The following is a 17,856-nucleotide window of genomic DNA, read 5'->3' as shown; positions in this document are numbered from 1 at the left end:
GTTTTGCTCTTTGATAAAAGAAGGGAGGAAACAGACATGCAACAACAGATCATTTCTAAATTAACAACAGAGCTGATAGAAGCAGAAGAAAAATTAGCACCTGTAGAACCTCTATCTGCACGTTTTCCTGAACTCTCGGTTAAAGACTCTTATCATATTCAGCTGCAATGGGTGGAAAGGAAACTTGAAGAAGGACGAGTGATCATCGGAAAAAAAGTAGGATTAACGAGTAAAGCGATGCAGGATATGCTTGGAGTCGACGAACCGGATTACGGTCATCTGCTCGATCACATGAAGGTTTCTACAGGTACCGTCCTTTCTAGAAAGGATTTTATAAAGCCAAAAGTTGAAGCAGAGATTGGCTTTATCTTAAAAGATGATTTGCAAGGTCCAAACGTTACCTATATAGATGTGCTGATGGCGACTGAGGCTCTAGTGCCCACATTAGAGATCATAGATAGCAGGATAGAAGATTGGAAGATAAAGTTGGTAGATACGGTTGCAGATAACGGTTCATCAGCAAGAGCAGTTGTTGGTAAACCTTTTTATGAAATTGATCAGATCGATCTTAGGATGCTAAGTATGACGCTGATAATGAACGGTGAGATCAGAGCAACAGGGGCTGGAGCTGCTGCACTCGGTCATCCGGCACATGCTGTTGCTTGGCTCGCTAACAAACTAGCAGACTATGATATGTCATTAAAAGCAGGTGAGCTGATTCTGCCAGGAGCTCTATCAAGTGCGATCGATCTAGAGTCAGGCGATGAAGTGACTGCCACATTTGGAAAGCTAGGCTCTGTAAGCATCTCGTTTTGTGAATAAAATTCAGCAAAGAAAGGATCAGCCATAGTGAAAAAAATAAAGGCGGCGATTATTGGTTCTGGCAATATTGGGACAGATTTAATGTATAAACTGCAAAGAAGCGATGATCTTGAACTTACAGCGATGTTCGGGATCGATATGGAATCGGATGGGCTTAGGCGTGCGAATTCTGCTGGATACCGAGTGTTTACAAATGGCATTGATGACTTTGTAAAAAGGCCAGATTTAGCTGATATTGTGTTTGATGCAACTTCGGCTAAAGCTCATCTTCGTCATGCACAACTTTTAAAAGATATGGGAAAGACAGTGATAGATCTTACTCCTGCGGCGATTGGCCCCTTCGTATGTCCTCCTGTTAATTTTAGTGAACATATAGATTCACAGAACATTAATATGATCACATGCGGCGGACAAGCAACGATTCCGATTATCCATGCGATTAATTCTGTTGCAGATGTTTCTTATGGAGAGATCGCTGCAACGATATCGTCATCAAGTGCAGGACCAGGAACACGTGCGAATATCGATGAATTTACACTAACTACGAGGCGCGGAATTGAGGAAGTCGGTGGAGCCCAGAGAGGAAAAGCGATCATCATCTTAAATCCAGCAGATCCTCCTATTCTGATGAGGTCGACCATATATTGTGAAGTAAAAGAGATGGACGAAGCTAGAATACGAACAGCCATCTTTGACATGGAAAACAGCGTTAAAAGCTATGTACCTGGATACAGGTTAAAGAATGAACCTCTTTTCGATGGTGATCGGGTAACGGTTATTGTTGAAGTTGAAGGAGCTGGCGATTACTTTCCGAGCTATGCAGGAAATTTAGACATCATGACCTCAGCAGCAAAACAAGCTGGTGAAATGGTCGCGAAACGTTTGCTAGGCACGTTCAACATGGATAAGGCGGTGACAGCCAATGATGCGTAACAGCTCGCTGTCTCTAAAATTTACGGAAGTCTGTCTGCGTGATGGCAGTCACGTCATGTCGCATCAGTTCACAGAAAAACAAGTATACGATGCTGCAAAGTCACTCGATGAAGCAGGTATGCATTACATCGAGGTCAGCCACGGCGATGGATTAGGCGGATCGACCCTACAGTATGGAAGGTCACTTGTGGATGAGATGAAGTTAATAGAGACAGCGGCTGGAGTGTGTAAACATGCAAAAGTTGCCGTCCTTTTGATTCCGGGAATTGGAACCGTACATGAATTGAAAAAAGCGCATGAGTTAGGAGCAAGTCTAGTTCGTGTCGCAACACATGTAACAGAAGCGGATGTTTCAGCGCAACATATTCATATGGCTCGAGAACTTGGAATGGATGTATTTGGGTTCTTAATGATGGCCCATTCGGCTCCTGTTGAAAAGCTTGTTGAACAAGCAAAGTTGATGGAGTCCTATGGCGCGCAAGGTGTTTATGTAACCGACTCTGCAGGAGCACTGCTGCCATTTGAAGTAAAAGATAGAATCTCAGCATTACGTGAATCACTAAACATTGAGATCGGTTTTCATGCACACAATAATCTATCAGTAGCCGTTGCAAACACACTTGTAGCCATTGAAGAAGGAGCGACTAGAATCGATGGAAGCGTTCGCTGTTTAGGAGCCGGTGCTGGTAATACACAGACGGAAGTTCTGATCGCAGTTCTTGAACGAATGGGAGTGGAAACAGGTATTGATCTCTATAAAATGATGGATCTAGCAGAAGATGTGATCGGACCGATGCTGCCAGGTGCGCAGGAAATTCGTAAAGGAAGTTTAGCGATGGGGTATGCAGGGGTTTATTCTAGCTTTCTTTTACATGCAGAACGTGCGGGTAAACGCTTTGGTGTTGATTCAAGAGATATTTTAATAGAACTTGGGAAACGAAAAGCAGTGGGTGGTCAAGAAGATCTGATATTAGAAGTGGCAGCTGGCTTAGCAAAGTCCAAACTGGAGGTGTAGGAGATGACGGTTACAAATAAGACGAACATGGATTTGGTTGATTATCTGTTAAAAGCGGAAAGTGACGTGACGGAAGTGGTCAAGATTACAGACCAATATCCTGAACTATCAATTGAAGAAGCGTACGATCTGCAAAAAGCACTTATTGAAAGGCGTATGGAGAAGACACAGACAAAGCGTCTAGGAATTAAGCTTGGACTGACGAGTAAAGCGAAGCAAGAGATGATGGGCGTGCATGAAGCCATTTACGGTTATCTTTTGAGTGATATGCTCGCATTTGAGTGGGAACCCCTACAGCAGCACCGTCTCATCCATCCAAAAGCTGAACCAGAGATCGCTTTTATCATGGGTGAAGATTTGATGGGAAGTGATGTGACAGCTTCAGATGTCATGCGTGCAGCAAAGTATGTGGTAGCTGCGATTGAAGTGATCGACAGCCGTTACAAGGACTTCCGTTTTACACTTCCGGACGTTGTAGCAGACAATTGCTCATCTGCTAAATTGATTTTAGGCAGCAAGCTCGTTCGTCCAGAAGAACTTGATCTGGCGAATATCGGAATGGTGATGAGTAAGAACGGAGAGATGATGACGACGGGTGCGGGATCTGCTGTTCTTGGTCATCCTGCTGAAGCGGTAGCGTGGGCTGTTCAAAAGCTTGCCGAGCGTGGTGAAGGTTTATTAAAAGGAGATATCGTTTTGAGCGGGGCATTATCTGAAGCGATCGCTTTTGATATGGATGACACAATCGTCGCACAGTTCGATGGTCTAGGATCAGTAACACTATCATCGAGATATGTGAAATAGGTGTAGCGGTCATGCCGATCATTCATGTGCAAGTGATAGAAGGGCGAACAGATGAACAGCTGAGCAAACTGATGGAACGGTTAACATTGGCGGCGGCAGAATCATTGGATGTGAAAAAAGAACAAGTTCGTGTACTGATCCAAGAGATTCCCAATAAGCATTGGGGAGTTGGCGGAAAACCAAAATTTAAGAGCTAGAGATGAGATCCTTTGTCGAGCAAAGGGTTTCTTTTTTGGATGCGAGAGGCTTGTGAGCGATTCTTGAGATTGTGAGCGATTCCTGGTATTTGTGAGCGATTCTTAAGATTTGTGAGCGATTTACAAGATTCGCGAACGATACCAGAAATTTGTGTTAATTCTTATTCCTTTATTTTATCTTCTCAATCTTCTTCATGAAACAATCGGTATAGTACAATCTTAACTTCACATACCCTTAAACGACATGCAATCGTGAGGAGGTAGCTTTATGTTTAAACGCTTTAATCGGCTGGCGATCGAACTGCCGACACCGACGAATCCTGATGCGAATGCGGCAGCGGCAGTTCAAGAATTGCTAGGTGGTCGTTTTGGTGAGATGTCGACACTTAATAACTATATGTATCAATCTTTTAACTTTAGAAAAAGAGGAAAATTGAAACCGTTCTTTGACCTTGTCTCAAGTATTACAGCAGAAGAATTTGGGCACGTTGAGCTTGTTTCACACACGATCAATATGATGATTTATGGCACGACCCATCCTGGAGATGTGAACGACGCACCGATGGCAGCTGCAACAGATAAAAGGAACACTCAACATTTTATTGGTACGGCACAAACATCCTTCCCGTTTGATTCGATGGGAAAAGCTTGGAACGGCGATTATGTGTTCAGCAGTGGGAATTTACTTCTTGATCTTTTGCACAACTTTTTCTTAGAGTGTGGAGCAAGAACGCATAAGATGAGAGTTTATGAGATGACCAGTAACCCTGTTGCTCGAGAGATGATCGGCTATCTTCTTGTACGCGGTGGTGTGCATGTTTTGGCTTATGCAAAGGCGATCGAGATGGTTACAGGTGTCGATATTAAGAAGATGCTTCCCGTTCCTGATCTAGAGAACTCGGCGTTTGAAACAACTCGGAAATTTGAAGCTGAAGGCGTACACCGAAAGTTATATACGTTTAGTGATACGGATTATCGAGATATCGCCTTGATCTGGGCGGGGCAGCATCCGTTAGGTGGTCCACTTGAGACGGTAATCGGTGCTCCAGAAGGTGCTCCAATGCCTGAATTGCGTTCCATCTCAGAAGAGTTTGCGCCAGGCATCTCCCATGAAGATTTTATGCAGATCGCTGAAAGACTGAAGAAGAATGCAGGAATAAGTTGATCGACCGGCGTACAATACGTCGGTTTTTTTATGGTATGATTTATTATGTTTATAGATTTTGTAAGAAATGAAAGGAAGTCCGGTAGATGACATACAGACAAATTAAGTGGTTGATTCTTCTCATTCCAACAATTTCTGTTGGTTTATGGGAATACGTTAGACATACGGTTCTGTTGCCTTATATATCCATGAATACGGGAAACTGGCTCTCTGCCATCATTGTATTTTTAGTTACACTTTATTTTTTGAATATCTTGTTTGGAAGGTTAGAGCGTATGCAGCAGGAGCTTCAGAGAGAACGGTCTGAGAAAGCGGTCCTAGAAGAACGAGAGAAAATTGCGAAAGAGCTGCATGACGGCATCGCCCAGTCGTTATTTTTTCTCTCCGTTCAAGTGAATAAGCTTGGAAGTGCGTTTAGTAAGGATGATAAATCGTATAATAAACTCAAAAAAACGTTGCAGCATATTCATGACGATACGCGTAGTGCGATTCAAAATCTTCGAAACGTTCCGGCTCGAGCAGATATTTCGTGGACTCGATCATTAAATGCGTTCTTCAATGAAATGGAGACTCAGCATGATTTCAAGATTCATCGAGAGTGGAGATTACAAGATGATGATCTGACTTCAAAGGAAAAAATCGAATTATTTGCTTGTGTTCGTGAAGCAATTATCAACGTAATTAAACACGCTAACACGAATGAAGTATGGTTGAATATGAAGAAAACTTCAAAAGGCTGGGTTTGTACGATTGTAGATAAAGGATCAGGATTTGATTCACAAGAGCCAACGGACGGTTTTGGTCTGAAAATTTTACAAGACAGAGCGTATTCTATGGACTGGCAGCTAAAGGTTACAAGCACGGCAGGAAAAACAACGATCATGATTGAGAAGGAGGGAAGTGCATGACACAGCCTATTCGTTTATTGATTGTAGATGATCATCATCTTGCTCGAGAAGGTGTAAAAGAGATTTTAGAGTGTCAGCCCGAGTTTGAAATTGTGGGTGAAGGTTCTAACGGTTTACAAGCGATAGAGAAAACAAAAGCTCTTATGCCAGATCTTGTACTCATGGATATTTCTATGCCAAAGATGAATGGGTTTGAAGCGACAAAAGAAATAAAGAAGCTGTTTCCAAACATAAAAGTCGTGATCATGACGGTTTCTTATGACATTACGGACTGGTTTGAAGCTCTAAAGCGAGGGGCACAAGGATATCTTCTTAAAAATTTGAACACAGAAGATATGTTAAATGGATTGAAAGCTTATGCCATGGATGAAATACCGATGTCGAAAGAGATGGCTTTTCGAATTTGGAAAGAGTTTAAGAAGGATGGACAAGCTGGGCAAGCTCTTTCAGCCCGGGAACAAGATGTGCTTCAATTGGTTGCCAAGGGGCATTCTAATAAGGAAATCTCAAAAGTTCTCAATATCTCTGAGAATACGGTTAAAACACATATGAAGAACATTTTAGGAAAACTACATCTAGAAAACCGTGTACAATTAGCGAGTTATGCTTACGATAACGGAATCGTTTAATTTCTAGTGTCATACAATCGACACAATTTTATATTGGTAATCACCCTTTAGAGTGATTACCATTTCCAGCTTGTTGTTTATACTTTTCCATATTGAGTACGAATAAGGAGAATATAGATATGCAAGCAACAGCTTATAAGTTACCAGAAAACAGCGAGAATGCTTCTAAAAAATCCAACAGTCTCTACCAGACGTTTTGGAGATGGCATTTTTATGGCGGAATCATATTTGCACCTTTTTTGATCTTACTTGCTATTAGTGGAGCATTATATTTATTCCAAGCTGAAATTGAAACGATGATCTACAAAGACAAGATCATTGTTCAAAAAGATGAACAACCTCTTATTCTCTCGCAGCAGATTGACACTGTTCAAGCGGAGTATCCCGGCGCAGAGATTGGTTCGGTCAGACTTCCGAAAGAAGATAATCGAGCTACTTTAGTAAAAGTAATAGAAAATGATATTGTTACACAGGTTTATGTAAACCCATACACAGCGTCTATAACAGGAACGATACTTGATGAGGATCATTTCAAAAACGTTGTCGCTAAGCTTCACAGTGAATGGATTGTTGGAGGTACGTTCATTAATCGATTCGTCGAACTGGCCGCATGTTGGACGATCATCATATTGGTGACAGGTCTATACATTTGGTGGCCAAGAAACAAAAAGACTTTCATGGGAACGATCTTTCCACGCCTTAAGAAGAGTGGTCGCATGTTCTGGAGAGACCTTCACGCAGTGACAGCGTTCTGGCTGTCGTTGATGATACTAATCCTTATCGTTACAGGGCTGCCATGGTCAGGTGTGATGGGAGAGCAGATCAACAAGTTCGCGACGAATGCGAATGCAGGTTATCCAACTTATGCATTCATGGCGCCAACAGCAGAAAAGACAACAGATGAGATCGCAGAAGATATTCCATGGGCAACGGAGAACAATCCTGCCCCAACATCAACGAAAGATGACGGATCACTTTCTGATGACCAAGTGATGTACTTAGCTCAAGAGAACAAGATCCAAAAGCCTTACACGATTTCAATGCCTGCAGGAGAAGATGGCGTATTTACTGTTGCTTCTTCAAGAGATAAACCGGAAAATGAAGCTACCGTTTATTTTAACCAGTATAACGGAGAAATTGTAGAAGATGTTAGGTTTAGTGATTACGGCTGGATGGCTAAAGCGATTTCGATCGGAATTGCGCTGCATGAAGGTCATTATTTTGGTCTGGCTAATCAAATTTTAGGAGCAATAGCTGCTCTCGGTTTAGTAGCGATCGTTATCTTCTCACTCATCATGTGGAAGAAACGTAAACCTTCTGGAAGATTAGGAGTGCCAAAAAAATCGGACAAGAAGCTAAAACCGTGGATCATCATCCTCATGGTCATAACTGGTATTGTTATGCCACTCGCAGGTATATCTTTCGTTTTCGTATTCTTACTAGATCGCTTTGTAATTCCACGAGTAAAACCACTTCAGGATTGGTTGTCATAAAATTATTAGAGGTGAAGAAAAAATGAAAAGAATGATGCTGATTTTTGGACTAGTGCTGACGATGGCAATATTGTCTGCATGCGGTTCAGGTGGATCAAAAGACGAACACGAGAATCATAAGAACCACGAACAACATAATAGCGAAAGCAAGGAAACGTCTCAGTCATTAGACTGGGACGTTCAGTCGTTTTCTTTTAAAGACCAAAACGAGGCTGAATTTGGATTGGAAGATTTAAAAGGTAAAGTGTGGATGGCGAATTTCATCTTCACAAATTGTACAACAGTTTGCCCGCCTATGACTGCACATATGGCTAAACTGCAAGGTATGGCAAAAGAAGAGAAGGTTGATGTAGAATTTGTTTCTTTCTCTATCGACCCAAAAAGAGATAATGCTGAGGCATTGAAGAAGTTTGGTGAAAACTATGACGCAGACTTTTCGAACTGGCACTTTCTTGGCGGCTATGAAGAGAAACAGATCGAACAGTTAGCAAGAGATTCATTCAAAACACCAGTAGTGGCTGATCCTAACTCAGACCAGTTCATCCATGCATCAGCCTTTTTCTTAGTGGATAAAGAAGGAAAAGTCGTATCCAGATATGATGGAGTAGAAAATACACCATACGAAGAGATAATTGCTGATATGAAAAATAGACTGAAAAAGTAAACCAGCTTTTTGGGGTAGTAGAAATTGAATTGAGCAAACGCGCTGTTGGAAAAATGAAAAGCGAGGAAAAGAAAAATAGTTAGGGGTCTGACCCCAACTATTTTTCTTTGATTTTGTTCACACAATAGTTATGGTTTGGAAGTCTAACTTCTATCTACTTATGATAAAACTAAAGATAGAATCGTCATTATGCAATAATGGAGGTATATTCAGTTATGAATCCAATAAAAATGTTCAAAACAGTAGGGTATCTTGAAGGAGCTTCGTTCTTAATCCTTCTTTTCATCGCCATGCCGTTGAAGTATTTCTTCGATCAGCCGATGGCCGTATCAATCGTTGGTGCTCTTCATGGTCTATTGTTCGTTCTTTATATTCTAGTCATTCTGTATGTGTACAACGTGAAGAAGTGGCCGATTATGCGTGCTTTCTTGGCATTAGTTTCTTCTGTACTGCCGTTCGGGCCGTTCATTTTCGATCGCAAGTTTTTAAAAGATTAGGCTGTTTTCGTATTCATTGTTGCTTTTGATAGTAGTTGATTTACGTTCTAGGTTGCTCGCTTTCCGCTGGGCAGGAGTCTCGCACCTTGCACTCCAATCAACTTTTCATAGAAGCGAATGAACACAGTGATTCAAAAGCAACAATCCTTTAGAAAACAGCCAAAAATTAATACTGTTTGAGGGAGCCACCTTATTTAGGAAGGCTCTCTTTTTTATGCGATAAAAGGTAGAGAAGGTGTGTCATCATTTGTCGAAAAGCCTATATTTTTCTATTTTGACTTAATTGTAGCTAAATCGGACTTAATTATATTATTTTAGACTTAATTGATAGCGTTTTCCGCTTAATTACTAGTGACCAAGACTTAATAAGCATCGCCGGCAACAATACATGCAAAAGATGTGCTTTCCACAGGAACACGGAACATGCTATTGTCCCCATCAGAAGGAAAAGCTAACTTCCCACAGCTCACTAAACCGCCACATCTAGTAATTTTCAATCGTTTTGTTCCCTTCATGTTAAGAATTCGTGTAAATTGTTTTAATTTTCTAATTTTCGGCTATTTATACTTTAATATGGTTTTTAACAGGAGGGACATTCTCATGATTAAAGCACTTCTACTTAATGCGTCTCTTAAAAGTGGTGATGAAATCTCCAATACCGAAAGCTTGATGAACGAAGCGGTGCATATTTTTAATAAAAACAACATAGATACAGAAATGGTAAGGCTTGCTGATTACAGGATCGCTTATGGTGTTTCTGCAGATGAAGGAGAGGGTGACGAGTGGCCAGAGATTTTTGAAAAAGTGAAAAAGGCTGATATCCTCATCATCGGAACGCCGATTTGGCTCGGTGAAAAGAGCAGCCTTGCTACACAAGCGATCGAGAGGCTATACGGTGCGAGTGGAATGACGAACGAAAAAGGCCAATATCTATTTTATAACAAGGTGGCAGGTGTTGTTGTGACAGGTACTGAGGATGGAGCGAAACACGCGAGTGCTTCCATTCTGTACGGCTTGTCTCATATTGGTTTCACCTTACCGCCAAATGTGGATACATATTGGGTTGGTGAAGCAGGTCCAGGACCTTCCTATATAGAGGCGGAAGGCAACAAGAATGATTTTACGATGCAGCACAATAAAATAATGACGTACAATCTGATTCACTTTGCAAAGTTATTAAAAGAACATCCTATTCCAACAGAAGGCAATGTGGTAGAAAGCAATAGCTAATTAAGGGAGGATACTTATGGCAATCGATCAGGTAGCGGCAGAACGATTAATCGGGCAATTCGAAAGGATCAGGTCATTATCTGAAAAACTAGCATCAAAACTTCAAAATGAAGATACAATCATTCAGGCGATGCCAGATGTGAGTCCGCCAAAATGGCATCTAGCCCACACGACATGGTTTTTTGAACGATTCATCTTAAAAGAAAAGAATCCCTCCTATGTTCCTTTTAATCCAAAATTTGATTATCTTTTCAATTCCTACTATGAAACGATTGGTTCGTATCATCCCAGACACTCTAGAGGCGTGCTTTCCAGGCCGTCGATGGATGAGGTGTATGCCTATCGTGACCATATAAACACAGAAATCTTGAGTCTTCTTAAGAACTATGAAGATCAGCTTCCAAAAGAGGTTGAGGATCTGATTGAGATCGGTCTTCAACACGAACAGCAGCACCAGGAACTTCTTTTAACAGATGTAAAATATAATTTTAGCTGTAACCCTTTACTACCTTCGTACACAGAATCTTCCTCTTCAACTGATCACACAAATTCTGAGCAAAAATCGCAAGTCACTGAAATTAAGATTGAAGGAGGACTCGTTGAAATTGGTTTTACAGGAGCGGGGTTCTCCTTTGATAATGAACGGCCACGTCACAAGGTTTGGCTGAATGCTTACGAGATATCTTCCCACCCCGTCACGAACGGAGAATATCTTTCATTTATTGAGGCGGGGGGATATGAGCAGCCTGAGCATTGGTTGTCAGATGGCTGGGCAACAGTTAAAAAAGAAAAATGGAAACATCCTCTTTATTGGCGTAAGAGTGAGGATGGCTGGTACACGTTCACATTAACAGGTGAAAAGAAATTAAATCTTGATGAACCTGTCTGCCATGTAAGTTTTTATGAGGCAGATGCTTTTGCTAGGTGGAGCGGAAAAAGGTTGCCAACAGAAGCAGAGTGGGAACATGCGATGAGTTCCCTCCCAATAGAAGGGAATTTTGTTGAGGAAGAGTCGTTTCATCCAATGGTAGGTGAACTTTATTCAAAATCACCGATCAAGAAAGCGTTTGGAGATGTTTGGGAATGGACCAGCAGCCCATACACATCATATCCTCAGAGTAAGCCGCTTGAAGGTGCGCTCGGTGAATATAATGCAAAATTTATGTGCAATCAGATCGTTTTGCGAGGTGGATCATGTGCAACCTCTAAATGGCATATTCGACCTACTTATCGCAACTTTTTTCAAGCAGATAAAAGATGGCAGTTCAGCGGCATTCGCTTAGCGGGGGATCTCACATGAAAACGATAAGATCGAACGTTCATTATCACAACGGAAACGAACCTGAAACAGATATGTATAGTGAAATACTTCATGGACTGCGACAAGAGAAAAAGTTCATTTCACCTAAGTATTTTTATGATAAAAAAGGTTCTGAGCTGTTTGAATCGATTACGATGCTCACAGAATATTATCCGACCCGAACAGAACTGCTGATCTTAAATAAATTTAAAGATGAGATGGCTCACGCAATTGGAAGCGATACGGCACTCGTAGAGTTTGGAAGCGGCAGCAGTGAAAAAGTTAGGACGCTTCTCGAGGCGATGCCTGAACTTAAAGAATATGTACCAATCGATATCTCTAAAGATTTTCTGTATCAATCCGCAAGAGCTCTGTCAATGGAATATCCTCATCTAGATGTGCATGCTGTGTCTGCCGATTATACGGATAAGTTTGAGGTGCCTGAACTCAAATCTAAACGCAAAGCCGTGTTCTTTCCGGGATCTACGATTGGAAACTTCGAGCCTGAGGAAAGCATGAAATTTTTAAAGATGACTGCAAATTTTCTTCGGCCAAAAGGTGGTTTGTTGATCGGAGTAGATCTGAAAAAAGATCACGCTGTGTTGAATGCAGCTTACAATGATAATAAAGGGATCACAAGTCAATTCAATATAAATTTACTAAACCGGTTAAACAGAGAACTTTTGGCAAACTTTGATCTCGAAAAGTTTCAACATCATGCTTTTTATCATGCAGAAAAGGGCAGAATTGAGATGCATCTTGTAAGCCTGATAAATCAGACGATAACGATTGGTAATGAAAAAGTTTTCTTTACTGAAGGAGAGACTATACACACTGAGAATTCTTATAAGTTTACGATTCAAGAGTTTCAAAATATGGCGAGACAGTGTGGATTCACACCTGAAAAAGTATGGTGTGATGATAAGAACTGGTTCAGTATGCATTATCTAGTTGTCGAATAGATTTAAAACTAAGGGACTCCTTTTGTCGGGAGTTTCTTTTTTAGTGCAAGAACATACGAATGTACTCAAAGCTTTTTATTGGGCATTTTCTTAGCAAAGGGAGATAATAAAAGAAAATGGAATGGAAGAGGGATTATGATGAAACTTAAAGGAATTCACCATGTTTCCGCGTTAACTGCAAAAGCCCCTGAAAACTTTAGATTTTATACAGAAGTAATGGGCTTAAGACTGATCAAAAAAACGGTAAATCAGGATGACACAAGCGTTTATCATTTGTTTTATGGTGATGAAAAGGGGAATCCAGGAACAGAGCTTACGTTTTTTGAAATTCCGATGGCTGGAAGAAACCATGACGGTAACAACAGCATTTCATCTATCTCCCTTCGAGTGAAAAATGATGATGCACTTCGCTTTTGGAAAGAGCGTTTAAAAGAACAGGGTATTGAAGCAGAAGAAATCATGAAACGTGCAGGCCGTAACACGTTGGCGTTTAGAGATCCTGAAGGTCAAAGAATGATTTTAGTCTCGGATGAAAACAACAAAGGAGTTGCTGGTGGCCAGCCGTGGAACAAAAGCACAACACCACAAGAATATGCAGTCGTTGGGCTTGGCCCTGTAAGGTTAACTGTGCCTTCAGCTGAACCAACTGTAGAGGTGCTAGCTGAACTATTAGGCTTTAAAAGAATCGGAAGCTACGCACCAGAAGTGAAAGGTCAACCTGAAATTATAGTGTTGGAAACAGGTGAAGGGGGAAGCGGTGCTGAAATTCATGTAGAAGAACGAAATGACCTCCCTCAAGAACGACTTGGTCGGGGTGGAGTACACCATGTTGCCTTTCGAGTTGATAATGAAGAAGAACTTCATGAATGGATTGAAAAAGTAAAAACATCACGATTTCCAAATTCTGGATTTGTAGATCGTTTTTATTTTAAATCTCTCTATTTCCGTGAACCAAATCGCATTCTCTTTGAACTTGCAACAGATGGTCCCGGATTTGATACGGACGAAGATATTGAACATCTGGGTGAGTCACTTGCACTACCACCGTTCTTAGAAGCTCATCGAGAAGAAATCGAAGCGAAATTAAAACCACTTGATACAAAACAATAAAATTCCTATGGCCTGAATCTTAACGGATTCAGGTTTATTTTTTTTTGCTTAAATTATTTTTGAGCAAAAACCCGACATAAAAAACACATTTTAGAAAAAATTAAAAAGCGTTACAACAATATAAACAAATAAGGAGATGTCACAAGATGTATTGGCAAAAAAATGCAAAGAATATAATGAAGTACGTTAGTGCTTTTGTTTTGGCATTAGCTCTACTTTTAGGTACTTCAAACGCTGCTTCTGCAGTTGGGAAAAATGCAAAAGGTCCAGATGTCTATGCAATTCAATCCATGTTAAAGTCTCTAGGCAGTTATTCTGGGAAAATTAATGGCTACTATAATGCCTCAACAGTAAAAGGTGTAAAGTATTTTCAAAAGAGTCACGGACTGCCTGTGACAGGATCAGTTGATGCACGTACGTATCAATCTATTCTTTATGCTTACTCTTCATTAAAATTACCTAAAGTACGACAAGGCGGCGGAGCAGGTCAAGGCGGCGGAGCAGGCCAAGGCGGCGGAGCAGGCCAAGGCGGCGGAGCAGGCCAAGGCGGCGGAGCAGGTCAAGGCGGCGGAGCAGGACAAGGCGGCGGAGCGGGTCAAGGCGGCGGAGCAGGTCAAGGCGGCGGAGCAGGACAAGGTGGCGGTGCAGGCCAAATTGAACAAGGTGAAGGTCAGCAACAAGAACAACAACAAGGTCAACAAGAAGAAGGCAAAGAGCAAGAAGTACCAAAGCAGATGGAAGAACAAAAAGGTGAGACACCACAAGCGCCACAAGCACCTAAACAAGAAATGCAGCAAAAAGATTCAAAACAAAGTCCAAGTGTTCAACCTGGAAAGAGCAGTCCATCACCAGGGATGAAAGATAATGGAAAAGACTAAAATTATAGTATGAAAACTAAATTTTAAATGAAAATAACAAAGAGGTCATGTTCATGATCTCTTTTGTTTTTATAAAAAGAGAAATAATTAATCGGAGTGATCGGTCAATGTTGCAAGTATGGTTAGCTGGACTTCTTTTATTATCGACAACTGCAAATCAAAACACTGAAACGTTCATTGTGAACCAAGAAGGTCAAAAGCTTGCAGAAGTAAGCCGAAAACAGTTCGAAGGCTCAATTCCAGGGTTTCCAATGATCGATGACACGAAATATAATCAGTTCGTTGACCTGCTCGATAAAAGATCATATAAAGCACCTATTAATGCTAAATTAAATGATTATGGCGGCATCATACCTGGCCAAGTTGGTTATAAATTAAATCGAAAATTATTTAAAGAAAAGTTTTATACGTATTTTTTTGAAACCGGCCCAAAAAAGATAGATGTGCCAGAAATGAATATCTATCCAAAAGTTGATACAGAGGTTCTTGCTCATATTAAGAACCAGCAGATCGGACAATATGTTACATACTTTAATTCAAATAACAATAGCAGAACAACAAATATTGAGCTTGCTGCAAAAGCACTTGATAGTCATGTTGTTTTTCCGAATGAAACCTTTTCGTTCAACCAAGTTGTTGGCAAAAGAACTACGGCAAAAGGTTACAAAAGTGCACCTATTATCGTCAGAGGAGAATTATCAGAGGGAATAGGGGGAGGCATCTGCCAAGTATCGTCCACTTTATTTAATGCAGTAGACCGAGCAGGATTAAGAATCGTTCAACGCTATTCACACAGCAAACGTGTTCCATACGTACCATCAGGGAGAGACGCGACCGTTAGTTGGTACGGACCAGATTTTCAATTTCAAAATAAATATGATCAGCCAATACTTATTCGTGCAAAACGCTATGGAGGAAGTTTAGTCATCAAACTTTATTCTTCTGAAATCCTTGATCAAAGAAAGAGAAAAGTACCGAATGCACCAACTCATATACCGGAGGAAATACAAACGGATCAAAATGCGCATCTTTCTAACCCTAAGAGATGATTTAAAGTACAATAAAACTGTTCACATGTTTTTGAATAGGGGAGTTGGAGCGTTTGCAGACATTAGTAAAACTAACAGAACGTTTTTGGTACCAAACACCTGTTTCAGACACAGATCGTCCAATTTTAGGAGCTGTTGTAGGAAACGAAATGACTTTGATGATCGATGCAGGAAACTCAGAAAAACATGCATCTTACTTTTTGGATGAACTGCATAAAAAGGATATTCGAAAACCTGATCTCGTAGTTATCACGCACTGGCATTGGGATCACATTTTTGGATTGCCTGCTTTAAACATTCCATCCATTTCTTCAGCAGAAACAAAAACAAAAATGCAGGAACTCCTTCCTTTTTCATGGAGTGATAAAGATCTTGATGAGAGAGTAAAGCAAGGTGTTGAAATTGAATTTTGTGCAGAAGCTATCAAAAAAGAATTTCCAAATCACCGAAACATCAAAATAAAACTACCGACGATTACGTTTCATGAAAATATGGAAATCGATCTAGGTGGGGTAACATGTGTTCTTCAACATGTTGGCGGAGACCATACAACAGATTCAATCATTGTATACATAAAGGAAGAAAAGGTTTTATTTTTATCCGATTGTCTCTACGCAAATATGTACGCACCTAAGAATAACTATACGGTGAATCGAACGCTGACTTTGTTAGATCAATTAGAATCGTTTGACGCGGATTTTTATATATTCTCTCATTGGAAGGCAGCGACGAAACAAGAGTTTATAACAGAGGTATCCATGTTGAGAAGGTTCGCTAACCTTACAAATGAATTTAAAGGTAATCCACAAGCAATTGAAGAAGAATATAAAGTCCAAGTTAATCGTGAACTAAATGAAGATGAACGAGAAACATTACAGTTTTTTGTTAACGGTTTCAACCTCGACCTAGATTAATAGAATGGGAGAAGATGATGCTGCAGACATTCAAAGTGACCATTGCACAATTTGGAGAAATAGAAAGACAGATCCGTGTGTGTCTGCCTCACGATTATAGAGACAGTCAAGAACATTATCCTGTTCTATATATGCATGATGGTCAAAACCTGTTTCATGATGTAGACGCCAGCTACGGTGTTTCATGGGGCTTAGCTGACTATTTAAAAAAGAGTAAAGCGCCTCTTATCATTGTTGGTATTGACTGTAATCATGAGGGGTTTGAACGTTTTAATGAATATGCTCCATGGGAAAACTCGACAGTAGGACCAGAACTTCTTAAATTTGAAGGAGTTTATGGAGGAAAAGGGGAAGCTTACATCGAGTTTATTTTACATACGTTAAAGCCGCTGATTGATGAAAAATACAGAACGAAACCTGACGAAACATTAATGGCAGGCAGTTCGATGGGTGGACTGATCTCCACGTACGCAGCATGTCGCTACCCTCATATATTTCAAAGAGTAGCAAGTCTTTCTTCCGCTTATTGGTTTAATCAAACAGAGATTGAAAGGTTCATAGAAGAAAGTGACTTAAGTGGGCTCAAAAGATTTTATATGGATATCGGAACCGATGAGGATACATCAAAGGTTGATGCTGCTCATTACATACGTTCTTCTGAAGAGGTATATGAAGTTTTTAAGAAAAAGAATATCGACATGCAATTTGAAATAATTGATGGCGGAGTACATCATGAGACAGCTTGGCGAGAGAGGATGCCTAAGATTATTGAATATCTGATGAAGTAAAGGGGAGATAGGCGTTTGATCACATTTGAGAGAATGGACAACAAGCAGTTTAAAGAATACCTAAAGTTTATGCTGCCAGATTATATTCGTGATACCGCTGAACATTATAAACTAGATCAAGAACTAGCCACTGAAAAAGCACAAAAGCAAATGGAACAGCTGCTTCCTGATGAGGAACAAACAGAAGGACAGCATTTATTTCACATCAAAGAGGATCATGAATTAGCCGGCTACCTTTGGTTTTATGTTTCAAAAGAAGAGAAGAAAGCTTTTCTTTATCATATTTACGTGCTGAATGCATTCCGTAAGCGAGGCATCGCTCAGACCGCTCTTCGTTTTTTTGAGAATGAATCAAAAGATGAAGGAGCGGACTATGTGGGTCTACATGTGTTTGGTTCGAACGAGAATGCAATCGAACTCTATAAAAAACTAGGTTATAAACAAGCATCTATATCGATGAACAAAGTTTTGTAAACGTTTAAAAGGAGAGAGATAAAC

The 17,856-nt window shown here is 40.5% G+C and carries 20 protein-coding genes; all 20 read left to right on the top strand.

Annotated features, from left to right (window positions below; genetic code table 11):
• Positions 1–36 precede the first annotated feature (36 nt).
• The 20 genes from H9648_RS06420 to H9648_RS06325 all read left to right on the top strand — a co-directional run bounded on the left by H9648_RS06420 (position 37) and on the right by H9648_RS06325 (position 17,832).
• A complete protein-coding gene (locus H9648_RS06420; RefSeq protein WP_191753056.1) occupies positions 37–822 on the top strand; it encodes a 2-keto-4-pentenoate hydratase in 786 nt (261 codons plus the stop codon).
• Positions 823–849: 27 nt separating this feature from the next.
• Positions 850–1,755: an acetaldehyde dehydrogenase (acetylating) gene (locus H9648_RS06415; RefSeq protein WP_191753055.1), complete on the top strand. Its 906-nt coding sequence runs from the start codon at positions 850–852 to the stop codon at positions 1,753–1,755.
• A complete protein-coding gene (gene dmpG, locus H9648_RS06410; protein WP_191753054.1) occupies positions 1,745–2,770 on the top strand; it encodes a 4-hydroxy-2-oxovalerate aldolase in 1,026 nt (341 codons plus the stop codon). Before H9648_RS06415 ends, dmpG begins: the two co-directional genes overlap by 11 nt.
• A gap of 3 nt (positions 2,771–2,773) precedes the next feature.
• The gene (locus H9648_RS06405; protein ID WP_191753053.1) at positions 2,774–3,574 is read left to right on the top strand and encodes a 2-keto-4-pentenoate hydratase; all 801 of its coding nucleotides are present in this window, start codon (positions 2,774–2,776) and stop codon (positions 3,572–3,574) included.
• An 11-nt stretch (positions 3,575–3,585) separates the two neighbouring features.
• The gene (locus H9648_RS06400; protein WP_191753052.1) at positions 3,586–3,771 is read left to right on the top strand and encodes a 4-oxalocrotonate tautomerase; all 186 of its coding nucleotides are present in this window, start codon (positions 3,586–3,588) and stop codon (positions 3,769–3,771) included.
• Between the two features lie 268 nt (positions 3,772–4,039).
• Positions 4,040–4,936, top strand: coding sequence for a manganese catalase family protein (locus H9648_RS06395; protein ID WP_191753051.1), 897 nt, complete (start codon positions 4,040–4,042; stop codon positions 4,934–4,936).
• Between the two features lie 86 nt (positions 4,937–5,022).
• Positions 5,023–5,844 carry a sensor histidine kinase gene (locus H9648_RS06390; RefSeq protein ID WP_191753050.1) on the top strand — a complete coding sequence of 274 codons (822 nt, stop codon included), beginning with the start codon at positions 5,023–5,025 and terminating at the stop codon, positions 5,842–5,844.
• Positions 5,841–6,473: a response regulator gene (locus tag H9648_RS06385; protein ID WP_191753049.1), complete on the top strand. Its 633-nt coding sequence runs from the start codon at positions 5,841–5,843 to the stop codon at positions 6,471–6,473. Before H9648_RS06390 ends, H9648_RS06385 begins: the two co-directional genes overlap by 4 nt.
• A 119-nt stretch (positions 6,474–6,592) precedes the next feature.
• Positions 6,593–7,966, top strand: a complete 1,374-nt coding sequence (locus tag H9648_RS06380; RefSeq protein ID WP_191753048.1) for a PepSY-associated TM helix domain-containing protein — start codon at positions 6,593–6,595, stop codon at positions 7,964–7,966.
• Between the two features lie 22 nt (positions 7,967–7,988).
• Positions 7,989–8,630 carry an SCO family protein gene (locus H9648_RS06375; RefSeq protein ID WP_191753047.1) on the top strand — a complete coding sequence of 214 codons (642 nt, stop codon included), beginning with the start codon at positions 7,989–7,991 and terminating at the stop codon, positions 8,628–8,630.
• A gap of 215 nt (positions 8,631–8,845) precedes the next feature.
• Positions 8,846–9,127: a DUF3817 domain-containing protein gene (locus H9648_RS06370; RefSeq protein ID WP_191753046.1), complete on the top strand. Its 282-nt coding sequence runs from the start codon at positions 8,846–8,848 to the stop codon at positions 9,125–9,127.
• A 600-nt stretch (positions 9,128–9,727) separates the two neighbouring features.
• Entirely contained in the window at positions 9,728–10,357 is a 630-nt protein-coding gene (locus H9648_RS06365) for a flavodoxin family protein (protein ID WP_225218757.1), read from the top strand.
• 16 nt (positions 10,358–10,373) lie between these two features.
• Positions 10,374–11,657 carry an ergothioneine biosynthesis protein EgtB gene (gene egtB, locus H9648_RS06360; protein ID WP_191753045.1) on the top strand — a complete coding sequence of 428 codons (1,284 nt, stop codon included), beginning with the start codon at positions 10,374–10,376 and terminating at the stop codon, positions 11,655–11,657.
• The gene (egtD, locus tag H9648_RS06355; protein ID WP_191753044.1) at positions 11,654–12,619 is read left to right on the top strand and encodes an L-histidine N(alpha)-methyltransferase; all 966 of its coding nucleotides are present in this window, start codon (positions 11,654–11,656) and stop codon (positions 12,617–12,619) included. Before egtB ends, egtD begins: the two co-directional genes overlap by 4 nt.
• A 138-nt stretch (positions 12,620–12,757) precedes the next feature.
• Entirely contained in the window at positions 12,758–13,729 is a 972-nt protein-coding gene (locus tag H9648_RS06350) for a ring-cleaving dioxygenase (protein ID WP_191753245.1), read from the top strand.
• A 146-nt stretch (positions 13,730–13,875) separates the two neighbouring features.
• Positions 13,876–14,607 (top strand): peptidoglycan-binding domain-containing protein, encoded by a 732-nt coding sequence (locus H9648_RS20840; protein ID WP_191753043.1) that lies wholly within the window; start codon positions 13,876–13,878, stop codon positions 14,605–14,607.
• A 107-nt stretch (positions 14,608–14,714) separates the two neighbouring features.
• A complete protein-coding gene (locus H9648_RS06340; protein WP_191753042.1) occupies positions 14,715–15,656 on the top strand; it encodes a VanW family protein in 942 nt (313 codons plus the stop codon).
• 53 nt (positions 15,657–15,709) lie between these two features.
• Entirely contained in the window at positions 15,710–16,570 is an 861-nt protein-coding gene (locus H9648_RS06335; protein ID WP_191753041.1) for an MBL fold metallo-hydrolase, read from the top strand.
• 14 nt (positions 16,571–16,584) lie between these two features.
• Positions 16,585–17,358 (top strand): alpha/beta hydrolase, encoded by a 774-nt coding sequence (locus H9648_RS06330; RefSeq protein WP_225218756.1) that lies wholly within the window; start codon positions 16,585–16,587, stop codon positions 17,356–17,358.
• Between the two features lie 15 nt (positions 17,359–17,373).
• Positions 17,374–17,832: a GNAT family N-acetyltransferase gene (locus tag H9648_RS06325; RefSeq protein WP_191753040.1), complete on the top strand. Its 459-nt coding sequence runs from the start codon at positions 17,374–17,376 to the stop codon at positions 17,830–17,832.
• Positions 17,833–17,856: the final 24 nt, after the last annotated feature.

This window comes from Fictibacillus norfolkensis, assembly GCF_014836645.1.
Taxonomy (GTDB): domain Bacteria; phylum Bacillota; class Bacilli; order Bacillales; family Fictibacillaceae; genus Fictibacillus; species Fictibacillus norfolkensis.
The sequence above is the reverse complement of the archived record's forward strand: the minus strand, read 5'-3'. Positions and strand labels throughout refer to the sequence as shown.